The organism is Dyadobacter beijingensis DSM 21582 (assembly GCF_000382205.1).
Lineage (GTDB): Bacteria > Bacteroidota > Bacteroidia > Cytophagales > Spirosomataceae > Dyadobacter > Dyadobacter beijingensis.
The window spans coordinates 1-12,535 of the sequence record NZ_KB907791.1; the positions used below are offsets into that span (position 1 = coordinate 1).

Sequence of the window (12,535 nt, forward strand, 5' to 3'; positions counted from 1 at the left end):
ATGAAAGCGAAATCGATGCGGCTGATGTCGAAATCGCTTGTGTTGAAGTGATCTTTCAGGAATGCCGCTGTGTGGCGTTCGAGCACTTTATAGCGCTTGAATGTGCCGATAGCATATTCTTGGCCCACCAATTCCTTCATACGCTCGTTGTGGTCAGCGATCACTTCCATTAGTAAGCGTTGTTTAGGGCCGATGCCCAGAAATTTGTTTTTGATCGTTTCCGCCGTGATCAATGCACCGTCACGCACTAGCGCGGCGTGTGCGTCCAACAATTGCTGTTCTAAGTTGCCGAGATAGGCATTTACAGACTTCACAGCTTCCTTCGCACCGGTAACCCTTCCAGCGATCGTATTCCAGTGACTAGGCTCACATTCTCGCCCGGTCGTGAATTCTGCTCTTTTACTTTCAACCGTAATCCGCAAGTAAATCGGCACAGGCCCTTTTTGATAATTTTTCGGCTTCTTCAAATAGAAAAGCAGACTGATCTTTGTTTTCATACCTTTTTCAGGTTAAAAAGTTGAACAAAAGTAGTCTTGCAAGCCTAATCTGCACAAGATGTTTACGGCGTAAACAGGTTGTTATACAATATGTTACAGCGATTCTGGTGAGTAAAATTTGCAGATTCTTGAACTCACCGGATTACTCACCAAAAGTTTGTGGAAAATTGAATGTTTTGGCATATCCGGCGAAAGAAAAAGCCTGCTAATCTGTTGATTTGCAGGCTTTTGATGCTTTTTGTTATTTCTTCAAGTGATCCCGCTGGGATTCGAACCCAGGACCCATACATTAAAAGTGTATTGCTCTACCAGCTGAGCTACGGAATCATTTTCTACTTGCTTTCGCTTTCGAATCCTTTTGCAGTTTTGGATTAGCCGGGGCGTTTTCCGTAATTGCGATGCAAAAGTAGAAGTCTTTAAATTATAATGCAAGTGCCCAACAAGAAAAACCTGATTTTTTCGTTTTTTATTTTCACGTTCTGGCTCTCCGTGCCCGCTTTTCCGGCCAGTAAAAGGGAGCTTAAAACGGCTGATTCTCTGTTCGCTATCGCCAAGTATCCCGAAGCCCAGAATCTCTACAAAAAAAATTTCAACCTGGCCGAAAAAAACAGCCAGGCGCTGCTTTTGAAGCTCGCTTTCCTGGCCGAGAAGACCAATAACTATACCGATTGCCTTTTTTACCTCAGCAAATTGGCCCTTGCGCAGCCTTCCAGGCACCTTTTTGAAAAAATGGACAAGCTCGCGAAAGAGCAAAATCTAACTGGCTATGAATTCGACGATTACAACTATTTCATAATATTTTATCGAAAATATGGTGATTACATTCCAATATTGCTCCTAACTTTGGGCACCTACATCGTTGTCATAATGGTCACCAAGACACGCAGGAAGGAGCCGATTTTGCAGATTCATAAAATTTCCATTGTTATTTATCTGCTGGCATTATTGGGAATACTAAATGTGCCTTCGCTTTATCAAACGTGCATCATCGTGAATGATAACACTTTCCTGCGCGACGAGCCGTCGTCTGCGGCGGGTGTTGTGGAAAGGGTAGGGAAAGGGCATAAACTGACGATTATCGGCTCGGTCGACCATTGGGACAGGGTCATTTGGAACAACCGGATCGTTTATATCCGCAAAAGTGATTTGTGGAACATTTAGTGCCCGACTGGTATCATTTTTGCAACATATGAGTTTGTATGTATATTTAGGAATCTAATATTTAATTTAACGCTGTATGAAAAAGCCAATGAAACGTTTTTTACTATTGATCGCAGGAGTTTTGATGTTAGGATTTGTCACTTCCTGTAAAGAGGAAGGACCCCACAAAGATGACATTGTCAAGTTCTCGGCTGTCATTAATAGTAGCCCAACTGTTCCAAAAGCTACCTCTTCCGCACAAGGCACCGGCGTTTTTGAATACAACAAAAACACGATGGAGCTGAAATACAACATCAATTACCAAAACCTGAAACCGACGTCCGTTACCTTGAACGTAGCGAACCCGGCATGGGAAAGAGGCCCGATCATCCAAACTTTGGCTGAAAACCCCGCTGCAACGCAGGTTCAGGGCTCCGTGAAATTGAATACCGAGCAGCAAACACAGCTCGTTGTAGGTATGATGTACATCAATGTCCCTACCGCTGAAAACCCATACGGGGAAATTCGCGGACAGATCATTGCCGACAAATTCGAAGAATAGGCATTATTCCACTATATGAAAAAGGCTTTCGGGAATGATCCTGAAAGCCTTTTTTGATGCCCTACTTTTTCTTTTTCCGCTTTTGCCGCGATTCGAATTCTTCCACTTCCCGCAACAACGCATTCAGGTCGTGGCTCGTGTCGGTGGTGAATTCGAGCGTTTGCGCGTAGTCGGCGGCGCTGATGTCCACCACGGCAATGGGCTTATCGAGATATTGCTGGATTTCTTCCAGCAATGGCTTCTCTTCTTCGCTGCAAAATGACACGGCAATCCCTTTCTGCATTCCCCGGCCCGTACGGCCAACACGGTGGACGTAATTTTCAGGCTGCTCGGGCAGGTCGTAGTTGATCACATAATCCACGTTCGGGATGTCGATGCCGCGTGCACTCACGTCCGTCGCGATCAACACCTTCACATTGCCTTTTTTGAATTCGTTCATCGCGGTCAGGCGGTCGGCCTGCTCCTTGTCGCCGTGGATGGTGAGGCTTTTGATCTCCATCCGTTCGAGCGCGTTGTACACGCGTTCCGCCCGCACCTTCGTACGCACAAACACGAGGATCTTCTTTTCGGCCTGCTGCCTGATCACCCGTTCCAGAAAGAAGCGCTTATCGTCCATCGCCACGTAGGCTACCGAATGGTCGATGTTCTTCGCTACCGGGTTTTTAGGGGAAATCTGAATGCGGATCGCATTCCGGACGAGCGAATAAGCCAGTTTTTTGATCTTTTCGTCAATCGTTGCGGAGAAAAACAACGTCTGCCGGCGTTTCGGCAAATGCTTGATCAAATCCTGAATATCCTTGATGAAGCCCAGGTCTAGCATATGGTCGGCCTCGTCGAGGATGAGCGTGTCCACGCGGTCGAGTTTGATATGCCCCTGGCTCACGAGGTCGAACATCCGGCCGGGTGTCGATACGAGGATGTCGATCCCTTTTTCCAGTTTCGCGATCTGCGGGCCTTGTTCTACACCGCCGAACACGCTGAATGTCTTTACTTTGGTATGCCGTGCGATGTTGTTGAACACCTCGGCGATCTGTATTGCCAGTTCGCGGGTAGGCACCATGACCACGCATCTGATGCCCTCGGAACGGCTTGATGTCTTCTGTTTATGCAGCTTATCCACGACCGGGATCGCAAATGCGGCCGTCTTGCCGGTGCCCGTCTGCGCGATCGCCAGCACGTCTTCCCCTTTCATCACCGCCGGAATGGCTTTGAATTGAATGTCCGTCGGTTTTTTGAACCCGGCCGTTTCCAGGCTCCGCTTGATTTCCGCGGCAATGGGGTAATCTTCAAATTTCATAGGCAAATAATGGGGCAGACCTGTGCTGGCCTGCCCTTCGTTTTAATGGGAACGCAAAGATAACCGGTTATCCGGCAAAGCATCATTTATTATAGACCCGGCTCGTAAAACCGCAGACGGTTGCGGAGCGACGATATTTCCCTGTCCAGGAAGTCGATCCGGTCGAGCAGGTCCTGGATGGCTTCGATGCCTTCCAGGTTAATGTCCAGGTCGTGGTGCAGCCGGATGATCCGCTCGATGCGGTTGAGCTGGGGGATTTGCAGGAAGCGAGCGTTGTCCACGACCACCGTTTCGATGAGCTCGTGTTCCTGCAATGACTCTACAAATGCGTATTCCACTTCGTAATTCGAACAGAATACCTCGATCGCGATCAATTGGTCAGTTTCCATACCGGATTCAGGATTTAGACAATTCTGTAAACAATTCTTTTTGCCGCTCGGTCAGGTTAGTCGGGACTTTAACGTCGAATGTCACGTAAAGGTCGCCGAATTGGCCATCCTGCTTGTAGACAGGAAACCCCTTGCCTTTGAGGCGTACCGTACTGCCGTTCTGGGTTTCGGGTTTGACGGGAAGTTTTACTTTTCCGCTCAATGTATCCACCACCAGTTCGCCGCCGAGTACTGCCGTGTAAAGGTCCAGGTCGGCTTTCAAATGCAGGTCGTTGCCCGATCTTCTGAATTTCTCGTCCGCAGCCACCGTGAACGTAATATACAAATCGCCGTTGGGGCCGCCATTACTGCCGGGACCGCCGTGACCGGTGATTTTGATCGTCTGCCCGTTTTCAACGCCGGCCGGAACGGTAATACGGATATTCTTGCCATTTACGGTCAATGTCTGCTTGTGCGTCTCGTATGCGTCCCGCAGGCCGAGGTGGATTTCCGCCTGGTAATCCTGCCCGCGGAAACGCGCCTGCCGTCCGCCGCCGAAGCCCGAGCCGAACATCGATTCGAAAAAGTCGGAAAAGCCTTCGCTGCCGCCGCTGCCGCCGAACCATTGTCCTTCCTGCCCGCCGGCATGGCTTCGTGCCTGGCGTGCGCGTTCAAATTCCTCGCTATGCTGCCAGTCCTTGCCGTATTTGTCGTACTTCTTCCGTTTCTCCGGGTCGCTCAGCACCTCGTTGGCCTCGTTCAGCTCCTGGAATTTCTTTTGCGCTTCCTTGTCGTTGGGGTGGAGGTCGGGATGATATTTCCGGGCCAGTTTCCGGTATGCATTCTTGATGGCCTTATCGTCGGCATTTTTATCGACTCCGAGTATCTGATAATAATCTACAAAAGCCATAGCAATCGATCAGTTGTGTTAAATATCGGGTAAAATAGCGCTTCTACTTTCGTGCCAGCATTTGAATGTACAAGTCTTCCACCTTTTTGCGTGCCCACGGCGTTTTTCGCAGAAATTTAAGGCTCGATTTGACGCTCGGGTCGTGCTGGAAGCTGTTGATATTCACATAATAACCCATTTGTTCCCAGCCGTAATAATCGACGAGTTCATTCAGTATAGCTTCGAGCGTTTTGCCGTGAAGCGGGTTATTAGGTTGTGATTCCATGCGTACCGTAATAAATGTTGGTGTTTAAATTAAAGTAGATTTCTCTTTTTAAATAATTATTATGCAGGTCGATTAGTTCAAAACCTAAAACCTGCCCGATGGATCAGATCAAATGGGGAATTATCGGTTGCGGAAATGTAACCGAGGTCAAAAGCGGCCCCGCATTCAATAAGGTACCCAACTCCGAGCTCGTGGCCGTCATGCGGCGCGATGGCGCGCTCGCGAAAGACTATGCCGAACGGCATGGTGTTCCCAAATGGTACGACGATGCCGAGGCGCTCATCAACGATCCCGACATCAACGCCATTTACATCGCCACCCCGCCCGACGCCCACGAAGACCTGGCCATCAAAGCGATGCAGGCCGGAAAGCCGGTTTATATCGAAAAGCCCATGGCCCGCAATGCCGCCGAATGCGACCGCATTAACGCGGAGAGCAAGCGCACGGGCGTGCCGGTATTCGTGGCATATTACCGCCGCGCGCTGGATTATTTCCTGAAAGTCAAAGAGCTGATCGACCACAAGGCGATCGGCGACGTACGTTTTGTGGATATCTGCCTGCAATGGCAGCCTTATGACGAGGAGGTAGGGCCCAATGCGAAGCCCCGCTGGCGCGTCAACCCCGAAATCTCGGGCGGCGGCCATTTCCACGACCTCGCTTCGCACCAGTTCGACCTGCTCGAATTTATTTTCGGGCCGGTACGCCACGCTTCGGGCATCGCGCGTAACCAGGCGGGCCTGTACGAGGCCGACGACATTGTGGTGGCCAATTTTGAATTTGAATCAGGTGTGCTGGGCAAGGGCAGCTGGTGCTATACGGTCGCCAAAGACCAGCGGGAGGACGAAACGCAGATTATCGGTTCCAAGGGCCGCATTACCTTTTCGTTTTTTGAAAAATTCGACATTCACCTCGAAACGGAGGAAGGCATCGAGGTTTTTCACATTCCGTACCCGCAGCACGTGCAGCAACCGCTTATCGAGCTGATCGTGAAAGAGCTGCGCGGAGAAGGTAAAAGTCCGAGCAGTGGCGATACCGGTGCCCGCGCCAGCCTGATCCTGGACCGCATTACCCAGCGACAATAATTTTCAGGTTTTTGAATACAAATGCGGAAGGGAATGCTGTTATTTAAAAGATTTACACTACTCTAAAATTCCATAGTCATGGCCAAAGGAAAAAACCTGGACAAGGGAAGCACCAAGAAGGAGGCTACTAAATCCCTGAAAGAAAAAAGAGCCGATAAAAAGGCGAAAAAGGACGGTAAGAAAGAATACTGATCCCCCTCAAAAAGGCTCCCGCGCTTGCCCGCGGGAGCCTTTTTGAATTAGTAGATCTCCCGGTTGGTTTTGTATTTGGCGAGGCGTTTGCGCGAACGGACGATTTTCGAATGGATCTTGTTCTTCTCGTCGGGCGTAAGAATGTCGTCGGCCATCGCCTTGTCGATCGTCAGTTCGATCATAGCGCGTTCCTTTTTCAGTTTGGCGTATTCGTTGGCCGTCAGCTTGCGGTTTTTGTACGCGGCTTCGACCTGTCCGTTCAGCTTGCGGAGTTCGGCTTTGAAGTTTTGCGAAGAGGCCGTGTGCGTGAGTAAAATGGTAAATATCCCGGCAAAAAGTAATTTCATGGCTGTATGATGAATGAGGAATGTTGAGGTTTAAACCGATGCGAATATAAACCGGCATGCACAAACAGTGCCAGACCGGCTTCGTGACTGGTGCAGATATATGCGCAAGTTTCAGGTTGGCCGCCGGTGGCGGATGCGCCAAATTTGTATCAACAAATTCAAAAATCCAATGGACCAGCAAGCTTATAACTACGACAAAATCGCGAAAGCCATCGAATACATCGTGGCCAATGCGAAGGAGCAGCCAACATTAACCGAAGTCGCTGACGAGGTCAGTATCAGCCAGTTCCATTTCCAGCGCCTGTTTTCCGAATGGGCCGGGGTAAGCCCGAAGAAGTTCCTGCAATACATCACCGCGGGCTATTTGAAGGACAAGATCAGAGAATCGACCAACCTGTCCGAACTCGCCGAATCAGCGGGACTATCGAGCCAGAGCCGGGTGTACGATCATTTCATTTCCATTGAGGGCGTGACGCCGCAGGAATATAAAAGTGCCGGTAAAGGATTGGTAATCAGTTATGGTTTTCATGAAACACCGTTCGGGGAATGTTTCATCGCGGCCACAGAGCGGGGCATTTGTGCCATGGCGTTTGTGGACCAATCCACCCGCGATTTCCAGCTTATCGACCTCGCCCGCCGCTGGCATTATGCCACGATCCGGCCCGATCAGCAGTCGACGGCCGCCTATGTTCGGCGCATTTTCAGCCCGGCTACCGGTTCGCTCGAAAAGTTGCCGCTGCTCGTGCAAGGGACCAATTTCCAGCTCAAAGTGTGGGAAGCACTGCTGAATATCCCGCAGGGTGCCGTGACCACCTACCAGCAGATCGCCGAGCGCATCGGGCACCCGAAGGCCGTGCGCGCCGTGGGTTCGGCGGTGGGCGATAACCCCGTCGCCTACATCATCCCTTGCCACCGGGTAATCCGTAAAGAGGGCGTTCTGGGCGAATATCGTTGGGGAAGCCTGCGCAAAAAAGCGCTGATAGGATGGGAGGCGGCCCAGCAGGATGAGGAATATTTTGCCCAGGGAAAAGCCTCCTGAAATGGTACATTAAAGATAGATTGTCGCTGTAATGGGTTGTATGACAACTTAATAGAGACGTTGCAATGAAATTTTTCCGTGTTGGACTGATATTGGATGGTATGAGGGAAACTATCAACCAAATTCGTCAGACATGAAAAAGAAAGTTATTCTGTCGCTGGCAGTTGCTATGGTGATCGCGGCAACGTCGGCAAGCTTTGCACAGTTTTCACTGGGATTGCAGGGAGGGATTGCGAAATCTAACGTAGAAGATTCGAAAACAGTGGCCGGCGGCGGCGTGAACCTTCGTGTATTTGCATCGCCGAATTTCGCGATCGGGGTGGCAGGTAAAATTTACGCCGATGGCAGCGATTACCGGGTAGCAGGACAAACGCTCAGTAGCACCGGTACATTGATGCCGGTAACGGGTACCCTGGATTACTTTTTCACCACAGGCGTGATCCGTCCTTATATCGGTGGCGACGCCGGTGTTTATTTCTCTAAATACAAAGCGAAATGGAACGGCGAGACAGTCCTCGAATCCTCGACAAGGAATAACTTCGGTACGGCGCCACGGGCAGGTATCGTCTTCGCGTTCGGCAACCTGGGTATCCAGGTGGAAGGTATTTACCACTTTGTGTTCGGCAACAAAAACCATAGCTCCGAAACTGGCAACGTCGATAACATCGATTTTGAATCCACTTCCAAATTCGGTGGTGTGAATGTCGGGATCATTTTCGGGCTGGGAGGCAAGTAATTGCACATCCGTCAACCAGAAAAGAGAACGCGCCCTACGGCGCGTTTTTTTGTTGTGCGGCATTCCGGCATTAACTTGCCCGCTCATTGACGCGCTTCCCATTGACAGCACCTTTCTCATTTCCGGAACAAGTACGTAACTGGCTGACAGCGATGGCGTTCGCATGCGAAATCGCTCTCCTGCCAGACTTTGAATGGCCCGTGCTCTATGTTGGCAACGGTCATGTGGTCAAAATGAAGATAGTTCTGCTGACGCTGGAAGCTTCGCAAATTGAGACCATTAATGCGCTGCCGGTCGATTTGGAAAAGCAATTGACAGCCCTGCGAAGCGACGGCATCGCCGCCGTGGTACTTTGGGAAGATTACTGGCTGGGCCGTAAACCCATCGTGCAGTCGCGGCTGTCGGCAATGCTGGGCATTTCGGCCAAAATACCCGCTCGCCTTACGCAGGCACGCCGGATCGACAATGCTACTACGGACCAGTTTTTGGGGTACAATCATTTGAATGGCGTCGTGTCGTCGAAATTCCGGTACGGGCTGTTCCTGCCGAAACGGTACTACCGTGTGTTGCCGCCGGAGTTTGCCTTCGACGCATCGGCCGACGAGCTGCTGGTAGCTGTGGCGACATTCAGCCATGCCCGCATTTTTGAACAGCACGGCGAGCCATTCCGCTCGCATGAACTGATCCGCTTTGCGAGCCTGCTTGGAACAAATGTGGTGGGTGCGCTGGATAAACTGCTGAATGCATTCATCCGGGAAAAGCAGCCGGACGATATCATGACCTATGCCGACCTCGAATGGTCGGACGGACGGAGTTACCAGCGGCTGGGATTTGAGGAGCGCGGACAAATGCCGCCCCGGAATGCGCTCGTGGACCCTACGCGCATGCAGCGTGCGGGCAAGCGGACGGATGTTAGGCATACGCCCGGACAAGAACCGATCGAATATCTAACAGTGTTCAATCTGGGGAGTATTAAGTATGTTAAAACTATTAAAAGTGCTTCCAATGAGCATTGAAGCCCCTTTACTCATTATCCTGGGCCCGACGGCTTCGGGTAAGACGCGGCTCGCGACGCGGGTAGCCCATGCCATCGGCGGCGAGGTGTTCAGCGCCGATTCGCGGCAGGTGTACCGGCAAATGGACATCGGAACGGGCAAGGACCTGGCCGAATACGTGGTCGACGGAATGCCGGTCCCTTATCATTTGATCAACATCCGAGATGCGGGCGAAAAATACAATGTCAACGATTTTCAGCATGATTTCGCGGCAGTATATCAGCAAGTTAACTCGGATGGCCGCGTGCCCGTCGTGTGCGGGGGCACGGGGTTCTATCTCTATGCATTGCTGAAAGGGCATGCCAATGACACGGTGCCGGTGAATGAGCAGCTGCGCCCGGAGCTCGAAAGCTTATCCACAGACCAGCTGCTGGCCCGTTTTCACGCTACCGATTCGGCCTACCATGCGCTGGCGGACATTTCCACCCGTAAACGGCTCATCCGCGCATTGGAAATAGCCACATTCCTGCACGATCACCCTGATGCCGAGGTTGGGTTTGGTTCGGAATCTCCTGTTTACCAGGCTGATATATTCGGACTGGCGCCACCGGTGGAGGTGAGGCGGCAGCGGATCAGCGACAGGCTGGCCGCACGGTTAAAGCAAGGTTTAATAGAAGAGGTGCAATCGCTTTTAAGCCAGGGTATTAACGCCGATTCATTAATCTATTATGGATTGGAATACAAATACATTACCCTGCACCTCATTGGCCAATTAAGCTTCGATGAAATGCATGCGAGACTCGAAACCGAGATTCACCGCTTCGCAAAAAGGCAGATGACTTTTTTTAGAAAAATGGAAAAGGACGGCCTGACAATCAACTGGATACCCGACGAATGGCCGGAAGCGGAGAAAATAGCCTACATAATCCGGCATTACGGGGAATTTAAAAGCGGCCTGGCCGGTAGTATGTAAGTGTAAACCAACCGAAAAAACGTCTTAAATAATGAACCGCAAATGGAGCAGCCTGCTGTTGCTGCTGGTACTGAGTGTCACGGATGCGTATTTGCTCGCCCACCCGAACCTGATCGGGAAAATAGGGGTGCTGGTGTACAAGCACCATTACATCCGCAATTTTCCCAGGGCATTGCTCACGGTGGCGATTGTAGTCGGCATTTCGCTCGCCATTAATGAAGTAGTTTACCGGCTGACGCAGAAGAAAACGGCGATATTCACCTACCTCGCATTGACAGCCGTCTCGGTGGCTTGGTTCATGTATGTTTTTGTGGCGTTTTCATCTTTTTCGTACCGGATCACGGGCAAGGCGTTCATTTACGGGGCGCATTTGCTACCAGTGATCCTGGCGGGCCTGAATCTGCGGTATTTGTTCAAAAGGATATTGGTGCAGGAGCCGCTTAATGGTAGGTTAACGGCGGAAAAAAGGGGTCAGGGAGCGTCGTAGGAAGGTTGCGAAAGCTCAAATTGTGGTCGGAAAGGGATGGTGCAATAGAATATTCTCATAAATACTTCAAATTGTGAAATATTATTGTTTGCGTCTTGATTTTTCACAAATAAACCACGGATAATAATAGAAAGTACGCAGTTTTTTAGGATATTGCGGCTTGTGTCGGACGGGGAAATGGTTAATCCCCGGGTCTATTTAACACAAAATTAACTTGTTGGGTAAGTAAATCGCTGTTAACGAAAAACTTTGGCTTGAATTGACCCCGATTGGCTCTGCCTTGTCATTAACCCTTTTAATTTTATTCTTATTTCTATGTCCCAAATAGCTGAATTGACCCTTGAAGGTAAAAAGTACGAGTTCCCCATAATTGAAGGCAGTGAACAGGAAAAGGCGATAGATATTTCCAAATTGCGTGACCAGACAGGGTATATTACCATTGACCCAGGTTACAAGAATACCGGTGCGACAAAAAGCGCCATCACATTTCTGGACGGAGAAGAGGGCGTGCTGAATTACAGAGGTTACTCGATCGAGGACCTGGCCGAAAAATCATCATTCCTTGAAGTTGCTTACCTGCTTATTTACGGAGAGCTTCCTACTGAAAAGCAATTCGCTGAATTTGAACATGAAATCCGCACGCATACGCTCGTGAACGAGGATATGCGCAAAATTTTTGAAGGTTTTCCCGTGAATGCACACCCGATGGGCGTGCTGTCGTCGCTGGTGAGCGCAATGAGCGCATTTTATCCCGACACCAACGGGCAGACTTCCGAGGAAGTGACGCAGCTCCACATTATCCGCCTGCTGGCGAAACTGCCGACGATCGCGACGTGGTCTTACAAAAAGTCGCAGGGCCACCCGGTGAATTATCCGCAAAATGAACTCGACTACTGCTCGAACTTCCTGAACATGATGTTCTCGTTGCCGGTAGCAAAATATAATGTAGATCCCGTTGTTTCGGCGGCGTTGAACAAGCTTCTTATTCTCCACGCCGACCACGAGCAAAACTGCTCTACCTCGACGGTGAGATTGGTTGGTTCATCGCACGCGAATATCTTCTCGTCCATTTCTTCCGGTATCAGCGCATTGTGGGGCCCGCTTCACGGCGGTGCCAACCAGGAGGTGATCGAAATGCTGGAAGCGATCAAAGCGGATGGCGGCGATACGCAGAAATACATCAATATGGCCAAAGACAAGAGCAGCGGTTTCCGCCTGTTCGGCTTCGGTCACCGTGTTTACAAAAACTTTGACCCGCGTGCCCGCATTATCAAAAAAGCGGCGGACGACGTGCTGAACAAACTCGGCATCAACGATCCCGTCCTTGAAATCGCTCAGAAACTCGAAAAAGCGGCTTTGGAAGACGAATACTTCGTACAGCGCAAGCTCTACCCGAACGTCGATTTCTATTCGGGTATCATTTACCGCGCATTGGGCATTCCAACCAATATGTTTACGGTGATGTTCGCCATCGGCCGTCTACCGGGATGGATCGCGCAATGGAAAGAAATGCGTGTTAACAAAGAACCGATCGGCCGTCCACGTCAGATTTACACCGGGGCACCGAAGCGCGAGTTCGTTTCGATCAGCGAGAGGAAATAAGTTTAGAGTTCAAAGTGAAAAGTTCAGAGTTGAAAGTATAGGT

The 12,535-nt window shown here is 50.4% G+C and carries 15 protein-coding genes and 1 tRNA gene; 9 read left to right on the plus strand and 7 right to left on the minus strand.

Annotated features, from left to right (window positions below):
- Positions 1-497 (minus strand): Arm DNA-binding domain-containing protein (locus H144_RS0126310; protein ID WP_019945108.1); only part of this gene is annotated, 497 nt, incomplete at its 3' end.
- A gap of 254 nt (positions 498-751) precedes the next feature.
- Positions 752-824: transfer RNA gene (locus H144_RS0126315), tRNA-Lys, on the minus strand.
- 99 nt (positions 825-923) lie between these two features.
- On the opposite strand from H144_RS0126315, the gene H144_RS0126320 reads away from it, so the two are divergent.
- On the plus strand, positions 924-1,658 hold the full coding sequence (locus H144_RS0126320) for an SH3 domain-containing protein (protein WP_019945109.1): 735 nt from the start codon (positions 924-926) through the stop codon (positions 1,656-1,658).
- A gap of 124 nt (positions 1,659-1,782) precedes the next feature.
- Positions 1,783-2,199 carry a CHRD domain-containing protein gene (locus tag H144_RS34040; RefSeq protein ID WP_169409430.1) on the plus strand — a complete coding sequence of 139 codons (417 nt, stop codon included), beginning with the start codon at positions 1,783-1,785 and terminating at the stop codon, positions 2,197-2,199.
- 61 nt (positions 2,200-2,260) lie between these two features.
- On the opposite strand, the gene H144_RS0126330 is transcribed toward H144_RS34040, so the two are convergent.
- From H144_RS0126330 to H144_RS0126345, 4 genes are all read right to left on the minus strand, one after another.
- Positions 2,261-3,496: a DEAD/DEAH box helicase gene (locus tag H144_RS0126330; protein WP_019945111.1), complete on the minus strand. Its 1,236-nt coding sequence runs from the start codon at positions 3,494-3,496 to the stop codon at positions 2,261-2,263.
- An 89-nt stretch (positions 3,497-3,585) separates the two neighbouring features.
- Positions 3,586-3,885 carry a chaperone modulator CbpM gene (locus H144_RS0126335; RefSeq protein ID WP_019945112.1) on the minus strand — a complete coding sequence of 100 codons (300 nt, stop codon included), beginning with the start codon at positions 3,883-3,885 and terminating at the stop codon, positions 3,586-3,588.
- Between the two features lie 7 nt (positions 3,886-3,892).
- Positions 3,893-4,774, minus strand: coding sequence for a DnaJ C-terminal domain-containing protein (locus tag H144_RS0126340; RefSeq protein ID WP_019945113.1), 882 nt, complete (start codon positions 4,772-4,774; stop codon positions 3,893-3,895).
- Between the two features lie 43 nt (positions 4,775-4,817).
- Positions 4,818-5,039 (minus strand): VF530 family protein, encoded by a 222-nt coding sequence (locus tag H144_RS0126345; protein WP_019945114.1) that lies wholly within the window; start codon positions 5,037-5,039, stop codon positions 4,818-4,820.
- Positions 5,040-5,137: 98 nt separating this feature from the next.
- Between H144_RS0126345 and H144_RS0126350 the strand changes: the two genes are divergently transcribed.
- Positions 5,138-6,121, plus strand: a complete 984-nt coding sequence (locus H144_RS0126350; protein ID WP_019945115.1) for a Gfo/Idh/MocA family protein — start codon at positions 5,138-5,140, stop codon at positions 6,119-6,121.
- A gap of 239 nt (positions 6,122-6,360) precedes the next feature.
- Here H144_RS0126350 and H144_RS0126360 read toward each other — a convergent pair whose 3' ends face one another.
- Positions 6,361-6,660 carry a hypothetical protein gene (locus tag H144_RS0126360; RefSeq protein ID WP_019945117.1) on the minus strand — a complete coding sequence of 100 codons (300 nt, stop codon included), beginning with the start codon at positions 6,658-6,660 and terminating at the stop codon, positions 6,361-6,363.
- A gap of 169 nt (positions 6,661-6,829) precedes the next feature.
- Between H144_RS0126360 and H144_RS0126365 the strand changes: the two genes are divergently transcribed.
- From H144_RS0126365 to H144_RS0126390, 6 genes are all read left to right on the plus strand, one after another.
- Positions 6,830-7,699 carry a methylated-DNA--[protein]-cysteine S-methyltransferase gene (locus H144_RS0126365; protein ID WP_033403308.1) on the plus strand — a complete coding sequence of 290 codons (870 nt, stop codon included), beginning with the start codon at positions 6,830-6,832 and terminating at the stop codon, positions 7,697-7,699.
- A gap of 133 nt (positions 7,700-7,832) precedes the next feature.
- On the plus strand, positions 7,833-8,435 hold the full coding sequence (locus tag H144_RS0126370; protein WP_019945119.1) for an outer membrane beta-barrel protein: 603 nt from the start codon (positions 7,833-7,835) through the stop codon (positions 8,433-8,435).
- A gap of 233 nt (positions 8,436-8,668) precedes the next feature.
- A complete protein-coding gene (locus tag H144_RS0126375; protein ID WP_157505183.1) occupies positions 8,669-9,451 on the plus strand; it encodes a hypothetical protein in 783 nt (260 codons plus the stop codon).
- Positions 9,441-10,403, plus strand: coding sequence for a tRNA (adenosine(37)-N6)-dimethylallyltransferase MiaA (miaA, locus tag H144_RS0126380; RefSeq protein ID WP_019945121.1), 963 nt, complete (start codon positions 9,441-9,443; stop codon positions 10,401-10,403). The genes H144_RS0126375 and miaA overlap by 11 nt, the downstream gene beginning before the upstream one ends.
- A 31-nt stretch (positions 10,404-10,434) precedes the next feature.
- Positions 10,435-10,890, plus strand: coding sequence for a hypothetical protein (locus H144_RS0126385; protein WP_019945122.1), 456 nt, complete (start codon positions 10,435-10,437; stop codon positions 10,888-10,890).
- Between the two features lie 315 nt (positions 10,891-11,205).
- A complete protein-coding gene (locus H144_RS0126390) occupies positions 11,206-12,492 on the plus strand; it encodes a citrate synthase (RefSeq protein WP_019945123.1) in 1,287 nt (428 codons plus the stop codon).
- Positions 12,493-12,535: the final 43 nt, after the last annotated feature.

Excerpts from the sequence above, each read along its gene's own strand:
- H144_RS0126320 (WP_019945109.1), top strand. The coding sequence starts at position 924 with ATGCAAGTGCCCAACAAGAAAAACCTGATTTTTTCGTTTTTTATTTTC.
- H144_RS34040 (WP_169409430.1), top strand. The coding sequence starts at position 1,783 with ATGTTAGGATTTGTCACTTCCTGTAAAGAGGAAGGACCCCACAAAGAT.
- H144_RS0126330 (WP_019945111.1), bottom strand. The coding sequence starts at position 3,496 with ATGAAATTTGAAGATTACCCCATTGCCGCGGAAATCAAGCGGAGCCTG.
- H144_RS0126335 (WP_019945112.1), bottom strand. The coding sequence starts at position 3,885 with ATGGAAACTGACCAATTGATCGCGATCGAGGTATTCTGTTCGAATTAC.
- H144_RS0126340 (WP_019945113.1), bottom strand. The coding sequence starts at position 4,774 with ATGGCTTTTGTAGATTATTATCAGATACTCGGAGTCGATAAAAATGCC.
- H144_RS0126345 (WP_019945114.1), bottom strand. The coding sequence starts at position 5,039 with ATGGAATCACAACCTAATAACCCGCTTCACGGCAAAACGCTCGAAGCT.
- H144_RS0126350 (WP_019945115.1), top strand. The coding sequence starts at position 5,138 with ATGGATCAGATCAAATGGGGAATTATCGGTTGCGGAAATGTAACCGAG.
- H144_RS0126360 (WP_019945117.1), bottom strand. The coding sequence starts at position 6,660 with ATGAAATTACTTTTTGCCGGGATATTTACCATTTTACTCACGCACACG.
- H144_RS0126365 (WP_033403308.1), top strand. The coding sequence starts at position 6,830 with ATGGACCAGCAAGCTTATAACTACGACAAAATCGCGAAAGCCATCGAA.
- H144_RS0126370 (WP_019945119.1), top strand. The coding sequence starts at position 7,833 with ATGAAAAAGAAAGTTATTCTGTCGCTGGCAGTTGCTATGGTGATCGCG.
- H144_RS0126375 (WP_157505183.1), top strand. The coding sequence starts at position 8,669 with ATGAAGATAGTTCTGCTGACGCTGGAAGCTTCGCAAATTGAGACCATT.
- miaA (WP_019945121.1), top strand. The coding sequence starts at position 9,441 with ATGAGCATTGAAGCCCCTTTACTCATTATCCTGGGCCCGACGGCTTCG.
- H144_RS0126385 (WP_019945122.1), top strand. The coding sequence starts at position 10,435 with ATGAACCGCAAATGGAGCAGCCTGCTGTTGCTGCTGGTACTGAGTGTC.
- H144_RS0126390 (WP_019945123.1), top strand. The coding sequence starts at position 11,206 with ATGTCCCAAATAGCTGAATTGACCCTTGAAGGTAAAAAGTACGAGTTC.